The sequence below is a fragment of the Streptomyces sp. MBT65 genome, assembly GCF_016612545.1.
Taxonomy (GTDB): Bacteria; Actinomycetota; Actinomycetes; order Streptomycetales; family Streptomycetaceae; genus Streptomyces.
In genome coordinates, this window is the sequence record NZ_JAENRY010000009.1 from 39,274 (window position 1) to 56,693 (window position 17,420).

At 69.5% G+C, this 17,420-nt stretch carries 17 protein-coding genes and 2 pseudogenes; 13 read left to right on the plus strand and 6 right to left on the minus strand.

Features of this window, described 5'->3' with window-relative positions; translation table 11 throughout:
* Window positions 1-187: 187 nt before the first annotated feature.
* Complete coding sequence (locus JHN63_RS04140) at window positions 188-625, minus strand: RidA family protein (RefSeq protein ID WP_200677284.1); 438 nt, start codon at window positions 623-625, stop codon at window positions 188-190.
* 161 nt (window positions 626-786) lie between these two features.
* On the opposite strand from JHN63_RS04140, the gene JHN63_RS04145 reads away from it, so the two are divergent.
* From JHN63_RS04145 to JHN63_RS04175, 7 genes are all read left to right on the plus strand, one after another.
* Entirely contained in the window at window positions 787-1,629 is an 843-nt protein-coding gene (locus JHN63_RS04145; RefSeq protein WP_200677285.1) for a fumarylacetoacetate hydrolase family protein, read from the plus strand.
* A gap of 2 nt (window positions 1,630-1,631) precedes the next feature.
* Window positions 1,632-2,117 carry a cupin domain-containing protein gene (locus JHN63_RS04150; protein WP_200677286.1) on the plus strand — a complete coding sequence of 162 codons (486 nt, stop codon included), beginning with the start codon at window positions 1,632-1,634 and terminating at the stop codon, window positions 2,115-2,117.
* The gene (locus JHN63_RS04155) at window positions 2,114-3,064 is read left to right on the plus strand and encodes an acyl-CoA thioesterase (protein ID WP_374222891.1); all 951 of its coding nucleotides are present in this window, start codon (window positions 2,114-2,116) and stop codon (window positions 3,062-3,064) included. The genes JHN63_RS04150 and JHN63_RS04155 overlap by 4 nt, the downstream gene beginning before the upstream one ends.
* A 62-nt stretch (window positions 3,065-3,126) precedes the next feature.
* Window positions 3,127-4,812, plus strand: coding sequence for an AMP-binding protein (locus JHN63_RS04160; RefSeq protein WP_234476112.1), 1,686 nt, complete (start codon window positions 3,127-3,129; stop codon window positions 4,810-4,812).
* Window positions 4,809-7,178: a bifunctional salicylyl-CoA 5-hydroxylase/oxidoreductase gene (locus JHN63_RS04165; protein ID WP_200677287.1), complete on the plus strand. Its 2,370-nt coding sequence runs from the start codon at window positions 4,809-4,811 to the stop codon at window positions 7,176-7,178. Before JHN63_RS04160 ends, JHN63_RS04165 begins: the two co-directional genes overlap by 4 nt.
* A complete protein-coding gene (locus tag JHN63_RS04170; protein WP_200677288.1) occupies window positions 7,175-7,621 on the plus strand; it encodes a thioesterase family protein in 447 nt (148 codons plus the stop codon). The genes JHN63_RS04165 and JHN63_RS04170 overlap by 4 nt, the downstream gene beginning before the upstream one ends.
* Window positions 7,622-7,633: 12 nt before the next feature.
* On the plus strand, window positions 7,634-8,482 hold the full coding sequence (locus JHN63_RS04175; RefSeq protein WP_307781810.1) for a PaaX family transcriptional regulator C-terminal domain-containing protein: 849 nt from the start codon (window positions 7,634-7,636) through the stop codon (window positions 8,480-8,482).
* A 10-nt stretch (window positions 8,483-8,492) separates the two neighbouring features.
* On the opposite strand, the gene JHN63_RS04180 is transcribed toward JHN63_RS04175, so the two are convergent.
* Together JHN63_RS04180 and JHN63_RS04185 are read right to left on the minus strand one after the other, a co-directional pair.
* Entirely contained in the window at window positions 8,493-9,110 is a 618-nt protein-coding gene (locus JHN63_RS04180; protein WP_200677289.1) for a hypothetical protein, read from the minus strand.
* The gene (locus JHN63_RS04185; protein WP_234476113.1) at window positions 9,107-9,688 is read right to left on the minus strand and encodes an RNA polymerase sigma factor; all 582 of its coding nucleotides are present in this window, start codon (window positions 9,686-9,688) and stop codon (window positions 9,107-9,109) included. Before JHN63_RS04185 ends, JHN63_RS04180 begins: the two co-directional genes overlap by 4 nt.
* 51 nt (window positions 9,689-9,739) lie before the next feature.
* Between JHN63_RS04185 and JHN63_RS52375 the strand changes: the two are divergent.
* Window positions 9,740-10,064 (plus strand): annotated as a pseudogene (locus JHN63_RS52375) (MarR family transcriptional regulator); the annotation flags it as partial.
* Between the two features lie 154 nt (window positions 10,065-10,218).
* Here JHN63_RS52375 and JHN63_RS54200 read toward each other — a convergent pair.
* Window positions 10,219-10,557: a hypothetical protein gene (locus JHN63_RS54200; protein WP_200677291.1), complete on the minus strand. Its 339-nt coding sequence runs from the start codon at window positions 10,555-10,557 to the stop codon at window positions 10,219-10,221.
* 70 nt (window positions 10,558-10,627) lie between these two features.
* Here JHN63_RS54200 and JHN63_RS54205 point away from each other — a divergent pair, with 70 nt between their 5' ends.
* The gene (locus JHN63_RS54205) at window positions 10,628-10,801 is read left to right on the plus strand and encodes a hypothetical protein (protein ID WP_200677292.1); all 174 of its coding nucleotides are present in this window, start codon (window positions 10,628-10,630) and stop codon (window positions 10,799-10,801) included.
* An 8-nt stretch (window positions 10,802-10,809) separates the two neighbouring features.
* On the opposite strand, the pseudogene JHN63_RS52385 reads toward JHN63_RS54205, so the two are convergent.
* Window positions 10,810-10,899: pseudogene (locus JHN63_RS52385) on the minus strand (antibiotic acetyltransferase); the annotation flags it as partial.
* On the opposite strand from JHN63_RS52385, the gene JHN63_RS04200 reads away from it, so the two are divergent.
* The 4 genes from JHN63_RS04200 (at window position 10,859) to JHN63_RS04215 (ending at window position 15,423) form a co-directional block, all read left to right on the plus strand.
* Window positions 10,859-11,371: a hypothetical protein gene (locus tag JHN63_RS04200; protein WP_234476121.1), complete on the plus strand. Its 513-nt coding sequence runs from the start codon at window positions 10,859-10,861 to the stop codon at window positions 11,369-11,371. The pseudogene JHN63_RS52385 and the gene JHN63_RS04200 overlap by 41 nt on opposite strands.
* Before the next feature lie 86 nt (window positions 11,372-11,457).
* Window positions 11,458-13,491, plus strand: a complete 2,034-nt coding sequence (locus JHN63_RS04205) for a fibronectin type III domain-containing protein (RefSeq protein ID WP_200677293.1) — start codon at window positions 11,458-11,460, stop codon at window positions 13,489-13,491.
* 298 nt (window positions 13,492-13,789) lie between these two features.
* On the plus strand, window positions 13,790-14,605 hold the full coding sequence (locus JHN63_RS04210; protein WP_234476114.1) for a pectate lyase: 816 nt from the start codon (window positions 13,790-13,792) through the stop codon (window positions 14,603-14,605).
* A gap of 11 nt (window positions 14,606-14,616) precedes the next feature.
* Window positions 14,617-15,423, plus strand: a complete 807-nt coding sequence (locus tag JHN63_RS04215) for an endo-1,4-beta-glucanase (protein WP_200677294.1) — start codon at window positions 14,617-14,619, stop codon at window positions 15,421-15,423.
* 288 nt (window positions 15,424-15,711) lie between these two features.
* Here JHN63_RS04215 and JHN63_RS04220 read toward each other — a convergent pair whose 3' ends face one another.
* On the minus strand, window positions 15,712-16,845 hold the full coding sequence (locus JHN63_RS04220; RefSeq protein ID WP_200677295.1) for an ABC transporter substrate-binding protein: 1,134 nt from the start codon (window positions 16,843-16,845) through the stop codon (window positions 15,712-15,714).
* Window positions 16,846-17,420 lie beyond the last annotated feature (575 nt).

Genomic DNA, 17,420 nt, shown 5'->3' on the forward strand with positions numbered 1-17,420 from the left:
CGCTGTCGGACCCGGACGCCGACACACCACCGGTGTACGTCGACCCCGTGGCCGAGTTGGGCATCGGCGTGGCGCACGACCGGGCCGGGCACAAGCGCCTCCGGGCGACCCGGCCTACGCAGCCGTGCGCATTCCCACACCCACACGCGGCTCCCGCCGCCCCGGGAAGCCGGCGCACGGCGTTCCGTCACGCCCCGGAGGCGTTCGGCTCCTCCGTACGAATCACCCGCTCGTCCGGAATCACCGCAACCCCCAGAATCTCGATCATCGCCTCCGGCTGCCACAGCGCGGTCGTGCCGATGCCCGCCATCGCCGGGTAGACCGGTCCCGCGAGCTCGCGCCAGGCCTTGCCGATCTCCTTGCCGTGGGCCTGGTAGTCGGGGATGTCGGTGAGGTAGAGGGTCAGGCTGACCAGGTCCTCGGGGATGCCGCCGGCCGCGCGCAGTGTGGTGAGCACGTTGCCGAACGCCTGGCGGAACTGCTCGACGATGCCGCCGGGGACGATCCGCATGTCCGCGTCCAGGGCCGTCTGTCCGCCCAGGTACAGCGTGTTGCCGCTCAGCGTGCCGTGCGAGTAGCCGCTCGGTGCGGGGAGCGAGGGCGGGTTCACCGGGATCGGAGACATTGCGGGTTCCTCCTCGGACGGACCGGACGGGACGACACAGGCAGCGTAACCCATCTATTGACTGTTTTCGACGGTCGTGAAAATCTCGCTATACAGCAGTCCGGTCACCCCAGCCGTCCCTGCCGCCGTCACCACCGTCGCGACCCCGAGGGAGAACGACCATGAAGCTCGCCACCGTGGCCCACGGCGGCCGCACCACGGCCGCCGTGCTCGACGGCGACCGCTGGCGGGCACTGCCGACCGACGATCTCTCCGCGCTGCTGACGACCACGGCGGCCGACCGCGTCGCGGACCTCGCGGACCTCGCGGACCTCGCGGGGGTCGAACTCCCCGGCGCTGTACCGGTGTTGCCACTCCCCTCACCGCGCAAGGTCGTCTGCTGCGGTCTGAACTACGCCGACCACATCACCGAGATGGGCCGCGAGCTGCCGGAACACCCCACGCTCTTCGCCAAGTTCGCCGACACGCTGACCGGCCCCGGGGACGACCTGGTCCTGCCGCCCGGCCTCGACATGGACTGGGAGGCGGAGCTCGCGGTCGTCGTCGGGGCCGAGCTCACGCGCGCCGACCGGGAGACGGCCCGGCGGGCGATCGCCGGATACACGGTCGCCAACGACATCAGCGTGCGGGACTGGCAGAAGCGCACGCTCCAGTGGTTCCAGGGCAAGGCCTGGGACCGCTCCACCCCGCTCGGACCGGTGGTCGTCACCCCGGACGAGCTGGACCCGGTCGCGGGCGTCGAGGTGATCTGCCGGGTCAACGGAGTCGAGCGGCAGCGCGGAAACACGAGCACGCTGGTGTTCGACGCCGCCGACCTGCTCGCCTACATCTCCACCTTCACGACCCTGCGCCCCGGCGACCTCGTGCTCACCGGCACCCCCGGTGGCGTGGGCTCGGGCATGAACCCGCCGGTCTTCCTCGCCGACGGCGATCTCGTCGAGACCGAGATCCCCGGCATCGGCACCCTGCGCAACCACGTCCGCCGCACCGACTCCAGGAGCTGATCATGGAACCCGATTTCTCCAAGTACGTCCTCGAGGGCGACAACTCGTCGTACGCGAACGAGTCCGGCCTGGTCGTGCCGGTCGTGACCCGCGCGGGACTGGAGGTCGGTGCGACTGGGCAGTCAGCCGGCGCGAGCCGCATCTCCGGTGTGTCCGTCCAGCACACTCCCGCCACCAAGTTGTGGTTCGGGAAGGTGAGCAACGAGTCGGGCTACCGCTCGGTGCCGCACCACCACGGCGAGGCCGAGACCGGCGGCTATGTCCTCTCGGGGCGGGCGCGGATCTATTTCGGCGAGCGGTTCGAGGACTACCTCGACCTCACGGAGGGCGACTGGGTCTTCGTCCCGCCGTTCATGCCGCACGTCGAGTGCAACCTCGACCGCAACAACCCGCTGACCTGGATGACGACCCGTACTCCGGAGAACATCGTGGTCAACCTCGCCGAGGTGGCCGACGCCGACCTGCGCGACTGGCTGGACCGGCCGTGAACGACACCCAGCGCACAGCCGCCGCCCGGATCACCGACGCGGACGCCCGCTCCACCCCCACCTCGGCCGTCTTCACCGACGCGATCGCCCTGACCCCCGTCGAGCCCGAGCACTTCGACCTCGCCTTCACCGCGACCACCCAGCCCTGCCCCTGGCCGAAGGCCTACGGCGGCGACATGGTCGCCCAGGCCACGGCCGCCGTGCTGCGCTCGGTCGAGGGCAAGACGCTGCACTCGATGCACTCCTACTTCCTGCGGCCGGTCGACATCGGCGCCGAAGTCCGTTACGAGGTCGAGCTGTTGCGCGACGGTCGGGGCTACGCCACCCGGCAGGTCCGTGGCTTCCAGAACGGCAAGCCCGTCTACACCTGCCTCGCCAACTTCGCCGCGGGCGAGCCGGGCGCGACCTTCGCCGCCGAGCCTCCCGTCGGCGTCCCGGATCCCGCCGAACTGCCGAGCTCCGCCTCGTACTTGAGCGATACCGCCGCGCCCCGCGGCACGATGACCGACACCTCCGAGGCGTACTGGAGCGGCGGCCGCAGCTTCGACATGCGGCATGTGCCCGGACCCGTCTACCTCACGGTAGAGGGCGAGCGCGTGCCCCAACAGGCTGTCTGGGTAAGGCCGTTTGACACCCTGCGGCCCGTCGAGGGCCTGACCGACGAGCAGCGCGACCTCGCCGCGCTCGCCTACGTCTGCGACTACACGATCCTCGAACCCGTCCTGCGCGTACTGGACCTGCCCTGGGCTCTGCCCGGACTCGTCACTGCCAGCCTCGACCACGCCATGTGGTTCCACCGCCCCGGCCCCGTGGACGGCTGGCTCCTCTACGCCCAGGAGGCCGTCGCGGCCGACTCCGGTCGCGGACTCGCCCTCGGCCGGTTCTTCACCGCCACCGGTACCCACCTGGCCACGGTCGTCCAGGAAGGCCTGATCCGCAGCTCCTGACTCCCGCGCAGCTCCTGATCCCTGCACGGCCCGCCCCCCGGCCTGCGGAAAGGAACCTCCCGATGGACCAGTTGGACCCGATCGAACCGACGGAACCGATGGACCCGACGGGCCTCTCGCCCTCCGCCCATCCGGACACGTTCGCCCGCGACCATCTCCCGCCGCGCGCCCAGTGGCCGGTCCTGGAGTTCACCACCGACGAACTCCGGTACCCCGAGCGCCTGAACGCCGGTACCGAACTCATCGACGTGCCCACCGCCGCCTTCGGCCCCGACCGCCCGGCCCTGCGCACCCCGGAGGGCGAGGTGTGGACCTACGGCGAACTCCTGCGCCGCGCCAACCAGATCGCCCACGTCCTCACCGACGACCTCGGCCTGGTCCCCGGCAACCGGGTGCTCCTGCGCTCCCCCAACAACCCCTGGGTCGTGGCCTGTTGGCTCGCCGTCCTGAAGGCCGGCGGCATCGTCGTCACCACCATGGCCGCCCTGCGGGCCCGCGAACTCACCCCCGTGGTCGACAAGACCCGCCCGGCCGTCGCACTCGTCGACCACCGCTTCACCGTGGACGTCGAGGCCGTACGCGACACCGTCCTGCCGGACCTCAAGATCGTGGCGTACGGCGGCGACGCACCCGACGACCTGACGCGCCAAGTTGAGGCGAAACCAGGGGAGTTCACGGCGGTCGACACCGCCGCCGACGACGTCGCCCTCTTCGGACCCACCTCGGGCAGCACCGGCGTACCGAAGATCACCACCCACTTCCACCGCGACATCCTGTCCATCGACAACACCTTCGGCCGGCACACCCTGCGGCTGCGGCCCGACGATCTCGTGTCGTGCACCGCGCCGCTCGCCTTCACCTTCGGGCTCGGCATCCTGGTCGTCTGCGCCCTGCGAGCCGGTGCGTGCGCGCTGCTGACGGAGGCCGTGGCACCCGAGCCGCTGGCCGAGTTGGTCGCCGAGGCGGGCGTCACCGTACTGGCGACCGCGCCGACGGCGTACCGGCAGATCCTCAAGGCCGGGAAGGCGGACCGGCTGCACGGTCTGCGCGCCGCGGTCAGTGCCGGGGAGCACATACCGGAAGAGGTGTGGCAGCAGCTGTACGAGGAGACCGGGATCAAGGTCATCGACGGCATCGGCGCCACAGAGATGATCCACATCTTCATCTCCGCCGCCGGCGACGACATCCGGCCCGGCTCGACCGGCAGGCCGGTTCCCGGATATCGGGCCACCGTCCTCGACCTGGACGGCGAGGAGGTCGGCCCCGGAATCGAGGGGCGGCTGGCCGTGATCGGCCCGGTCGGCTGCCGTTACCTGGACGACCGGCGCCAGGAGAACTACGTCGTGAACGGCTGGAACGTCACGGGCGACACCTTCGTGCGCGACGAGGACGGCTACTTCTACTACCGCACCCGCACGGACAACATGATCGTCTCCTCCGGCTACAACATCGGCGGTCCCGAGGTCGAGTCCGCGATCAACACCCACCCGGACGTCGTCGAATCGGCGGTGGTCGCCAAGCCCGATCCCGAACGAGGCTCTGTGGTCTGCGCGTTCGTCGTCCTGGCGGAGGGCGTCGTGGGCGACGCGGCGAAGGTCAAGGACATCCAGGACCACGTCAAGGCGCACCTCGCGCCGTACAAGTACCCGCGCGCGGTGCGCTTCTGCGACGCCCTGCCGCGCAACACCAGCGGAAAGCTTCAGCACTTCCTGCTGCGTCGGATCGTCGAGAAGGAGAACCAGGCATGAGGATCGCGATCGTGGGCGGCGGGCCTGGTGGGCTGTACCTCGCCGCGCTGATGAAGCAGCTCGACCCCGGTCATGAGATCACCGTCTGGGAGCGCAACGCGCCCGACGACACCTTCGGCTTCGGCGTGGTCTTCTCCGACGAGACGTTGGGCGGGATCGAGAACGCGGACACCGTCGTGCACGACGCGATGGAGAGCCGGTTCGCGCGGTGGACCGACATCGACATCGAGTTCGACGGACACCCCTTCACGGTCGGCGGCCAGGGCTTCGCGGCGATGGCCCGCAAGGACCTGCTGCACATCCTCCAGGAGCGGGCCGCCGAGCTCGGTGTCACCGTGCACTACCGCACCCTCGCCCCGGACGTCGACGAACTGCGCCTGTCCTACGACCTCGTGGTCGCCGCCGACGGCATCAACTCGGCCGTGCGCACCAAGTACGCCGACGCCTTCGTCCCCTCCCTCGACCAACGCACCAACAAGTACATGTGGCTGGGCACCGACCGGGTCTTCGAGGCGTTCCAATTCCTCGTCAAGCAGACCGAGTTCGGGACCATGCAGATCCACGGCTACCCCTTCTCCGACGGCGGTTCGACCTTCATCGTCGAGATGGCCGAGGACGTGTGGCGCAGGGCGGGCCTCGACTCGACGGAGGGCACGCAGTTCCCGCCCGGAATCAGCGACGAGGACTCGGTCGCCCGGATCCGCGAGATCTTCGCCGGGGAACTCGCGGGCCACAACCTCCTGACCAACAACTCCCGTTGGCTCAACTTCACGACGGTCCGCAACGAGCGCTGGCACCACCACAACGTGGTCCTCCTCGGCGACGCCGCCCACACCGCGCACTTCTCGATCGGCTCGGGCACCAAGCTGGCCATGGAGGACGCCCTCGCACTCGCCGCGTGTCTGCACGAACACCCCACCGTGGACGAGGCGTTGACGGCGTACGAGACCGAGCGGCGTCCGGTGGTGGAGTCGACCCAGCGTGCCGCGCAGGCCTCGCTGAAGTGGTTCGAGAACATCGGCCGCTACGCCGGGCAGGACCCCGCGCAGTTCTGCTTCAACCTGCTCACGCGCTCCCGCCGGATCACCTTCGACAACCTCAAGGACCGCGACCCGGGCTTCGCCGACCTGATCGAACGCGGCTTCGCGGACGCCCAGGGCGCGGCCGAGTCCGCTCCGGCGATGTTCCAGCCGTTCAGCATCGGCGGCCTGGAGCTGAAGAACCGGATCGTGGTCTCGCCGATGGACATGTACTCCGCCGTCGACGGAGTGCCGGACGACTTCCATGTCGTCCACCTCGGTTCGAAGGCGCTCGGCGGCGCCGGCCTGGTGATGACCGAGATGGTGTGCGTCTCCCCCGAGGCCCGCATCACCCCGGGCTGCACGGGCCTGTGGAACGACACACAGCGCGAGGCGTGGAGACGGGTCACGTCCTTCATCCACGACCGCAGCACGGCGAAGATCGGCCTCCAGCTGGGCCATTCGGGCCGCAAGGGCTCAACTCGGCTCATGTGGGAGGGCATTGACGAGCCGCTGCCCGAGGGCAACTGGGAGGTCATGGGCCCGTCCCCGCTGCCCTACGGCACGGGATGCCACCAGCCGCGTGAGATGACCCGGGCCGACATGGACGCGGTCGTGGCCGACTTCGTGGCCGCCGCCCGGCGCGGCGCCGACGCGGGCTTCGACCTGCTGGAGGTGCACGCGGCCCACGGCTATCTGCTCTCCTCCTTCCTCTCCCCCGTGGCCAACCACCGCACCGACGAGTACGGCGGCGACCTGGCGAACCGGCTCCGCTTCCCGCTGGAGGTCTTCGACGCCGTACGCTCCGCGTTCCCCGCCGACCGCCCGGTGACGGTACGGATCTCCGCCACCGACTGGACCCCCGACGGGAACACCGAGGACGACGCGGTCGAGATCGCGCACGCCTTCGTCACGCACGGCGCGGCTGCCGTGGACGTGTCGTCCGGCCAGGTCACCCAGGACGAGAAGCCGGCGTACGGCCGCTCGTACCAGACCCCGTTCGCCGACCGCATCCGGCACGAGGTCGCCGCTCCGGCGGGCGCGGCCGTGATCGCCGTAGGAGCGATCTCGTCGTACGACGACGTGAATTCGATTCTGCTCGCCGGGCGGGCCGACCTGTGCGCGCTCGGCCGTACGCATCTCTACAACCCGCAGTGGACGCTGCAGGCGGCGGCCGAGCAGGAGTACCGGGGCGCGGGTGCCGACTGGCCGGCGCAGTTCGCGGCCGGGCGGCGGAAGCCGCCGACGTCGCGGACCGACGCGGTCCGGCCGCGTCTCGCGCTGCTTCGGGAGACGCCACGGGATGCCGTGCACCTGCGGTGGACTCCGGGCAAGGCGGCGGAATGAGCGGCCCCTTCGGCGTCCACCGGACCCGCCTGGAGTGGATCGACACCGACGCGGCCGGGATCTACCACAACACCACCGTCGTCCGCTTCGCCGAGGCGGCGGAGGCCGAGCTGATGCGCGCGTACGGCGTCCCGGGGTACTTCCCGGTGGCCCCCAGGGTGCGTTACGAGGTGGAGTTCGAGGCGTCGATCCGGTTCGGCGAGGAGGTCGAGACGCGGGTCGAGCTGGTCCGCCTCGGCCGGTCCTCGATGACCTTCGGCTTCGAGGTGTGGCGCACGTCCGAGGACGGCGAGCGGCACCGCCGTGCCGCGCGGGGCAGCTACGTCACCGTCCACGTCCCCGACAAGGAGACCGGTTCCAGTGCGCCCTGGCCGACCGCCTGGCGTGCGGCGCTGGGCGCGACGGACGTCCGGGCTGCATCGGACAGCTCCAGGGCGCACTGAAATACTACGATCGTGACGGCAAGCGATCTCGAAGACGACAGCCCGGGCCAGCCCGCACCGCCGCGATCCCTGATCGTGACGGTGTACGGCCTCTATGCGCGCGAGGTCGGCGGCTGGATCAGTGTGAGCACCCTGATCCGACTGCTCGCCGAACTCGACGTGGACGCCCCGGCGGTCCGCTCGTCGATCTCCCGGCTCAAGCGCCGCGAGATCCTGGTGGCCGAGCGCCGGGACGGCCGTGCGGGCTACGCGCTCTCGCCGTACGCCCGTTCCGTCCTGGAGACCGGTGACCGGCGCATCTTCGAACGCCATGCCGTCACCGACGACGGCTGGGTCATCGCCGTCTTCTCGGTACCGGAGAGCGAGCGCCAGCAGCGGCACCAACTCCGTTCACGGCTGGCCTGGTTGGGCTTCGGCACGGTCTCGTCGGGGATCTGGATCGCCCCGGCCCACGCGCTCGACGACACCCGCGAGCACCTGCTCCAACACGGGCTTGACCAGTACGTCGATCTCTTCCGCGGCGACTATGTGGCCTTCGGTGACCCCGCCGAACAGGTGGGCCGCTGGTGGGACTTGGCGGCACTCCAGAAGCTCTACGACGATTTCGTCGCCGAGTTCACCCCGATGGCCCGGCGCTGGGCCGGGCCGGGCGAGGTGTCCGACCGGGCCGCGTTCGTCGACTACGTCCAAGTCCTCACCGCCTGGCGCCGGTTGCCCTACCTCGACCCGGGGCTGCCCAGCACCCTCCTCCCCGCCTCGTGGTCCGGCACGACGGCGGCCGACCTCTTCGCCGGGCTCCGGCAGACCCTGGCGGACCCGGCGCACGAGTTCGCCCGGGGTCTGCTGGCAGACTCCGTGTGATCGGGTCGGGTCACTTGCCGAACGCCTGGCGGAACTCGCTGATGGTGTCGGGCGAGGCGTCGATCGCGGCGCACGGCGGGACGAAACCGTTCTCGGCGCCGACGATGTAGTGCTGACCCTCCGCGAACGTCAGCGTCTCCGGGATCTCGGTGTCGCTCTCGACCACGACCGTCTTCGCGTCGCCGCCCTTGAACCACCGGTCGACACGGAAGGTGGTCGTCGAACCGTCGGCGGACGTGACCGTTCCTTCGAAGAGGACCGGGTACTTGCTGAGTGTGTTCAGGCCCGGTACCGCGCACTTGCCGGAGCCGCCCTGGGCGGTGAGCCGCAGCGCGCCGGCCGGGGTCGAAGGGCCCTTGGCGCTGCTGCCGTTGTTGCCGTCGTGGGCCATGATTCCTCCGGCGATGCCGCCGCCGAGCACGAGAACCGCGGCGGCCGCCGCGAGTCCGAAGACATGACGGCGTCCCCGTCCCGCTGCCGTGATTCCGGCAGCGGCGGTCGCCGACCGAAGTGCGGTGTCGGTGTTCAAGGTGTCCTCCACAAGGCGGTTGACGTCGGGTGGCGGAGCGCTGCCGGTCAGCGCCGGGTCCGCGGACTTCAGCCTGGCCAGCAACTCGTCGTCGTTCATCGACTGCTCCTTCCTTCATCCGTCTTGTGTCCGGCCCGTTCTGCATCCTTTCGCCCGAGCCGGTCGGCGAGTCTCGCCTTCGCCCGGTGGAGCCGGATGCTCACCGCGTTGGAGGTCAGCCCGGTCGCCTCCGCGATCTGCCGCGGCGCCAGTCCCTCCCACGCCCACAGCCGCACCACCTCGCGGTCCAGCGCGCCGAGGGCGTCGAGCGCGGCGTGCAACTCGCCGTGATCGGCGGCCTGTTCGGGTGACTGCTCGTGGCTCCGGATCAGCCGCTCCATCAGCCGGAGCCTGCGCCCGTCGGCACGGCGGGCGTTCGCCAGGCACCCGCGGGCCACTCCGTAGCACCACGGCAGCACGTCGTCCGGCTCGGGAGGCGGTTCGGGCTCGGTACCCGCGCCGAGCCCGGGCACGTCGTCGAGCCGGCGCCACAGCACCAGCATCGTCTCCGACAGCACGTCCTCGACCATGTCGGCGCTCGTCCGTCGCCGCAGATACCGGTGCAGCGGTTCCACCACCAGATAGGCCAGTTCTTCGAAGCGCGCCCGCCGCATCCGGCGCGCCTCCTGTTCCGTCATGGATTCCACACCCCGTACTGTCCGGCAGCAGCCGGATCCTTTCAGCACCACATCTTATTTCCCTCCGTCACCGGCGGACTGAGCACGGCCGCCTCCGCCGTGCTGGGACATCTGGGCCGTGAGGGCCTGTACCGGCTCACCAACCTGGCCCGGGCCGAGGGCGTCTCCCAGCCGAACATGACCCAGCTCGTCGCCCGGCCGGAGCGCGCGGACCTGGTGCGCGGCGCACCGCGGACCGCACTGACGGCCTGGGCGTCCTGGTGGAGGCGGCCGACACGGGTCTTGAGGCGAGGAGTCGACCGGCCAGGAACAGCAGGCCGTGAAAGTCGACCTCCCCGCCCTGGCTCAAGCGATCCAGGACCGCCAGTCCCCCTCCTGGCGTATCGCCCCTCCCGCTCAACTCCCTGAAGGACAAGCCCACATCAGCACACCGCACGGATCTGCCGCCGGCCCGTTCCGGCAGCCCCATTCGACCTGGGCGCCGCCTGCCTGCCTGCCCGCTCGCTCGCGATTCCCGTCCTGGCCAGCGGTCACGGTCTGCTCCGCGAGGCCGAACAGCGCACCGGCGCGGGCGAGTTGACGGCCCCCGTCCTCATCCCCGTTCTCGTCCCCGTCGGCAGCGCCGCGAGCTGAGGCACACCGCCGGTCATCGTCGCCGTAGCCGCCCATGACCGGGCGCCGGCCATCGTCGACGCCGCGACACGCACGGCCCGCTCGAAGCCGCACATGTCCAACTGTCCGTTGCCGTAGGGGAATTGGCCGTCGGCACGGAGACGCACGACCAGGCCCGCACCGCCGTGACCGCCCACTTCGACCGCCCACCTCGCCCGGCAGGGCGTCGCGGCGACCGGCCAGATCCTCGCCGGCATCGGCGACCACACCGCCGCCGACCGCGTACTGGCCCGGCACGCCACCGACACCGACACCAGCGCTCGCGCCGTGGCAGCCGGGCGCTCACCGCACGGCCCCCTCACCCAGTTCGCGAAAGGCAGCCTCACCACCGCCCTCACCCACGCAGCCACCCGCACCGTCGTCCTCATCGCCCCAGGCAACGCACCACGCCCGTTGACCTCGGCCGCCTCCCTGCCCGCCCTGCGGAACGGGGCGGCCTGATCCTCACCTCACGGAATCTCCCGGGCGGCGGCCTCCAGCTCGTCGACGCTGCCCGACATGATCGTCCGCACATGCTCGGTGATGTGCTGCGCGGGCCAGCCCACCCCCGAACTGGCCGCCATGCTGCGGCCCGACGCACCCGACTTCGCCGGCTACCAGCCGGACGAACCCTGGCGCCTGGCCGCCACCGGGATCCCCCGCGAACTGTTCTACGCACACGACTGGGTGGACCCCGACCGCTGGGACCTCTGCTCTACAAGAACTATCCGGCGCACCGGCAGACCATGCGCGAGACGCTTGCCCGGTGGGTCGACGCCGTCGCCGAGTTCGCCCGCCACCGCGGCATCCTGGCCGTCCTCGGCGAGAGCGTCGTGGGTTACACCCCCCCTCCTCACCCGCTTCGAGGAGGACGCCGTCGGCAAGGACATCGCGGAGTACGTCGTCGACCGCTGCCTCGCCGCAGGCTTCCACGGCGTCGTCCTGACCTCCAACGCGGCCCCGCACCACCCCATGTGGCACACCGACCGGGACTGGATGCGGCGCGTCAACTCCCGTATCACCGGAGCCTGAACGCAGCCCGACAGCCTGAGCAATTGATCCGATGTCTCATCGTCACAGTCATTGACGCCTCATCTCAACACCCCTACCTTTCCAGCATGTTTCCCACAAGAGAGCATGCGCACGTCACGAGACCCGCGAAGAAACTCCGGTTATTCATCGGGTCTTACCGTGTCATCGCGGCCTTCGTCTGTGCCCTTCTGCCCATCGCAGTGCTGACCCTGCCCGCGCACGCGGCGAGTGCGGTCACCTACTTCGTCTCGCCCACCGGCAGTGACGACAACCCGGGGACCAGCGCCGCCACCCCCTTCCGCACCCTCACCAAGGCACAGACCGCGGTCCGGGCGATCGACACATCGACGTCCGGCCCGATCACCGTGACCCTGGCCGGCGGCGTCTACCGGCTGACCAAGACGCTGACCTTCACCGCCGCGGACTCAGGCGGCGGTACGGCCGGCACCGTCTGGTGGAAGGCGGCGGCCGGACAGACCCCGGTCATCAGCGGCGGCGCCCACATCACCGGCTGGGCCAGAACCAGTACGGGCAGCGACATCTGGTCCGCCCCGGCCCCCAGCGGCCTGGACACCCGGCAGCTCTACGTCGACGGAGTGCGTGCCCAACGCGCGACGGGCGCCCTGCCGGTGTCGGTGACGCAGACGGCAACCGGGTACACCACGGCGTCCGGTGACCCCATGGCCGGCTGGCGCAACCCGTCGGCGATCGAGTTCGTCTACCGGGGCGGCCTGGGACTGTGGACCGAGCCGCGCTGCCCGGTCGCCTCGGTGACGAGTACGGCCATCACCATGGCCCAGCCCTGCTGGAACAATTCAACCCAGCGGGTCATGCGCACCGACGACTCCGGCCGCACCTACAACCTGGTCGGCCGCAAGTCCATCACCGAGAAGCCGACGGCGGTGGAGAACGCCTACGAACTCCTCGACAAGGCGGGCGAGTTCTACCTGGACAAGAGCGAGCACCGCTTCTACTACATCCCGCGTTCCGGGGAGAACCTGGCCACGGCGGACGTCGAGGCGCCTTCACTCGACACGCTGATGGCGTCCTCCGGCAAGGCCTCGGACGAACCCAGCCATGTCGGCTTCCAGGGCATCCAGTTCAGCTACGCGAACTACACCACCTCGAACACCGGCACCGGCTTCTCCGAGATCCAGGCCACCTACCAGGTCACCGGCACCACCGGCTACGCCACCCAGGGACTGTGCGACTTCGTCCCCGGCGGCACCTGCCCCTACGGCAACTGGACCAAGATGCCCGGCGCGGTGCGCTTCACCTACGACAAGAGCATCCACTTCGATCACGACTACTTCGTCCACCTCGGCGCGGCCGGACTGGACCTCGGCAACGGCTCGCAGAACGCCACGGTCACCGCCTGCGTGTTCACCGACATCTCCGGCAACGGCCTCGATCTCGGCGGCGTGGACATCCCCCAGCCCAGCAGCGCCGCCCAGCACACCAGCGGAATCACCGTAAAGGACAGCCACTTCTACGACATCGCCGCCGAGTACCACGGCGGAGTCGCCATCGACGCCGGATACATCGAGACCTCGACCGTCACCCACAACCAGATCGACCATGTCCCCTACACAGCCATCTCCATCGGCTGGGGCGGCTGGCCCGACAAGGTGAGCCTGCCCGCACAGCCCAACTACTCCCACAACAACACCATCTCGAACAACCTGATCTACGACCACATGTCGCTCCTCGGCGACGGCGGAGCCGTCTACACGAACGGGATCACCGGCACCTCCATGGCCACCGGTGAGCACGTCAGCGGCAACGTGGTCCACGACCAGCTCAACACCTCCGGCGGTCACGTCCTGTACACCGACAACGGCGCCACCTACGTGTCGATCCTCGGCAACGCCGTATGGAACATCAACGTCTCCCCCTGGGGCAGCAAACACGGCAACTACACCGCAGGCGACGGGACATACGACCCCACGGACATCGAAGGCAACTACTGGCCCAGCGGCCCCACCGACTACGACAGCAAGGGCGTCCTGATCGAGAACAATCACAACATCACCGCAGCCGACCAGGTTCCGTCGAGCATCATCGCGGCGGGCGGCATCGAGGCGCAGTACCAGGCGATCCTCTCCTGGCAGCCGGCCTGACCTGAGAACGTCCCGGCCGGGGCCATGCCGGGCACCGCTCAGTCGCAGGGCCCCAGTCGTCCGGGGGCGGCGGCAGTCGGCGATCGCGTCGAGGCTGCCGCCCAACGGGACGGCCCGGTTCGACCACTCCCTCGGCCATCGCGCGGTGCTCGTACTCCAGGTACGTCGACCATGCGTGGGCGGCGCCAGGCCTCGTTCACACCATCAGCGTACGAACAGGCATCCGTTCGAGGGTGACGGTCATACATTCGGATGCCTCGGCGCGCGCCGGAACCGGGCCTCTGTCAACGATCCGACTATGTACAGCTCAAAACGCACCCTGATGCCCCTCGCCGTCCTCGCGGCAGCGGTACTCGTCCCTTCGGTCACCAGCACCGTCGCGGCGGCCGACCGCCCGGGCGCCAGCGACTCCGCCCGCCCCGCCGCCGACTGGCCGGCCGCCAAGCGCGTCCAGCCGGTGTCCGCCACGATCAAAGTCACCGGCAGCCGGGACTTCGACTTCACCCGCTTCGTCGGCACCGGCGCGCTCGGCGGCGGCGACCAGGCCGAGAACCAGCCGCCGATCCTGGAGCTGGCCGACAAGGCCACCGTCTCGAACGTGATCATCGGCTCACCGGCCGCCGACGGCATCCACTGCCGGGGCACCTGCACGCTGAAGAACGTGTGGTGGGAGGACGTCGGCGAGGACGCGGCCACCTTCAAGGGCACCGCCGCGAACCAGACCATGACGATCGACGGCGGCGGCGCCCGCAAGGCCGCCGACAAGGTGTTCCAGCAGAACGGCCCAGGCACGTTCGTCATCAGGAACTTCAAGGTCGAGAACTTCGGCAAGCTCTACCGCTCCTGCGGCAACTGCAAGACGCAGTACCAGCGCCATGTCGTCCTCGACAACGTCACCGTGAAGTCCCCCGGCCTCGACATCGTCGGCATCAATTCCACGCCGTACGGCGACACCGCCCGCCTGTCCCGCATCACGATCCAGGGCGACCCGGCGCGCAAGATCGTCGTCTGCCAGAAGTTCCGCGGGGTCACCTCGGGCGAACCCGCGAAGGTCGGATCCGGACCCGACGGACGCAACTGCATCTACAAATCCTCCGACATCACCTACAAGTAGGAGCGCCACCGATGTTCACCCTCAAGGCACTCACCGCGTCGGTCGCGGCCGCCGTCGCCGCTCCGCTCCTGCTCGCTCCCTCCGCCGCACAGGCCGCCGACAACTGCACTGCCTTCAACACCGTCAAGGCGTCTCCGTACTACCTCAACAACAACGTCTGGGGCGCCAGCGGCGCCACCGGCAAGCAGTGCACCTGGCTCAACTCCTACCGGGCCGGCAAGGTCAACTGGGAGACGTCCTTCGACTGGTCGGGCGGCAATCCGAACGGCGTCAAGGCGTACGGCAGCGTCGTGCTCGGGTGGCACTGGGGCTGGAAGGACACCACCACCAAGCTGCCCGTCCAGCTCAACAGCCGCCGCAAGATCAGCTCCAACTGGACCTTCGGCATCACCCAGAACACCCCGTCCGTCATGAACGTCTCCTACGACGTCTGGTTCCACCAGAAATCCAACCCCAACTGGCAGGACCAGCCCCACGACGAGATGATGATCTGGCTCAACCGCCAAGGCGGAGCGGGCCCGTTGGGCACGAAACGCGAGCGGGTCACCGTCGGCGGCACGGCCTGGGACCTGTACGTCGGGAAGATCGTCAACAAGGACCAGGCGGGCAAGGTCGTCAGCAGCTGGAACGTCTACTCCTACGTCCGCGTCGCCAACACCAACTCCGCGACCACCGACATCACCGCCATGGCCGACGCGCTCGTCCAGCGCAGGCTGCTGACCAACACCGCATACCTGACCAGCGTCGAGGCCGGCACCGAGGTCTTCCGCGGCAAAGGCAAGCTGAGCAGCAGCTCCTACTCGGTGAACGTCGGCTGACCCCAACGGCTTAACGAATAGCACCGATTGCACGATTTCCGAGTGCGGGGTGGGCCTGCGACACCGGGTCGCGACGACCGGGTCGGAGACCCACCTGACTGCCCTGCATGTGCACGTTGGCGACCATTTGAAGACCCCGCGACGACGTGATCGACCACCGAGGCCGACCGGCGCGGAACCGGTCACTCCTGCCGTGACCCAGGCGATACCGCGTTTTCATCACGAGGCCCGCTCGCTGCCCTTGACCCAGGCCCGCCTGCGCACAACGTCCCCGTACCGGAGATCGGGTCAGGCTCCCGGGTGCACCCCGAGCGAGCCCGGCGACGGGTCGCCCTTGACCTCTCCGAAGTAGAGAGCGAAGGTCTGCTTCCAGCGCTCGATCGCGGCACGGTCGGCCATGAAGCGGGGGAATCCGTCGAGGTTCCCGTTCCGGTACTGCCAGATGGGCTTCAAGCCCGCTGTCGGGGTGACATCCGTACGGACCGACCAGCCGTTGGTGGCGGACTGCTGTTCCCCGGTGGACAGCCGCCAGTTGAGGTAGAGCTTGGCCGCGGTCGGGTTCTTGGCCCGCTTCAGGATCGCGGCCCGCTGTCCCCAGGACATGAAGGGCGTCGACGCGTCGGGGAGCACCCACTTGACGGGACCGGTGGCCAGAGGCGCGCCGGAGCCGCCGACGCCGATCATCTTCTGCCCACTGGTGACGGCATCCCGGGGGGTGTAGCTGCCGCGGGCGAACTGCAGGTCCTGGGCGGCCAGTCGGGCCAGCCAGTCCCAGCCGTACTTCTGCACATAGAGCGTGTAGAGGAAGAGCACCGCGTCGTCGTCATGCGGATAGGAAGAAGCGATCCTCCCCTTCCACTTGGCATCGACGAGGTCGAGCGGGCTGGTCGGCACGTCCGAACCGACCGCCGCCGGGCCGTACATGAAGCTGAAGGCACTCACCTGCACGGCGACCCAGGCACCCTGGGGGTCCTTGAAAGGGGCGTACACCCGGGAGAAACCGGCCGGCTTGTAGGCGAGCAGACGCCCCTGCTCCTTCCAGCGCACGAAGTCCTGGACGGTCTGCAGTTGTACGACGTCAGGCACGAGAGTGTCGGTGGCGAACTGGTTGTCCACGCGAACGTCGTGGTACTTGCTGTAGTCGACGACAAGCGTCAGATCGATCCCGGGGAAGCTGCTCTTGAAGCCGGTACGGAGGCCGTCCGCCTGCGTCGAGACGTCACCGCCCGCGTAGATCACGAGTTTTCCGCCCTCCGCCAGGGCGGCCTGGTAGAGCTCGTCGAGTGTGCGGGTCTCCTCGGCGACTCCCGTTGTCCGGGCAGTGGTGGACGCCGCGGAGGGGGAGGCGGCGGCTGTGCCTAAGCCGAGCGCGGCACCCGCGCCGGTGGCCAGCAGACGGCGTCGGCTGGGAAGGCTGGTCATGTAGGGGAACCTTTCTGACGGAGAAGACAAAGCGCTGTGCGGTGACGCCCGAGTGTCATGCCGCGTCGACAGCACGAAGCGCGGCTCAGGACGGCCGCGACCTGGTCAGGGGAGGCAGATGCGGTGAGTGGCCGGAGGGGATGCAAGCGGTGCACGGCCCGAGCGACCCGCTCCTCCTGGACTGCCGACGGCAGGGCCGGGATCTCGGCGCCCCCGATGAATGAGCGGGAGGCCGACGGGAGCAGCGCCGGGGGGCTCCGAAAAGGGGTGCACGCCCTACCCGTAGCGGACCGAAGATCCAGGAGATGTGCGTGACCCATGTACCAGGACGACGGTGGCGTTCGTCTGAAGCAGCCTCGAGAGTGGGCCGTGTGCCGCGACATGTGCCGCGACACACGGCGGGGTGGTGCGGAGATCGACGGCGGGTCGCACAAACCCTGAGGCGCACCGGTCCCGGCCCGGATGCGGGCGCGGAACTCAGAGGGCGGTCTGCGAGGCGATGGACCTGGAGATCGTGCCCAGCAACGTCAACAACGTCCGGCTGAAGCTCAAGCGGCTGGTCGAACGCGGAATCC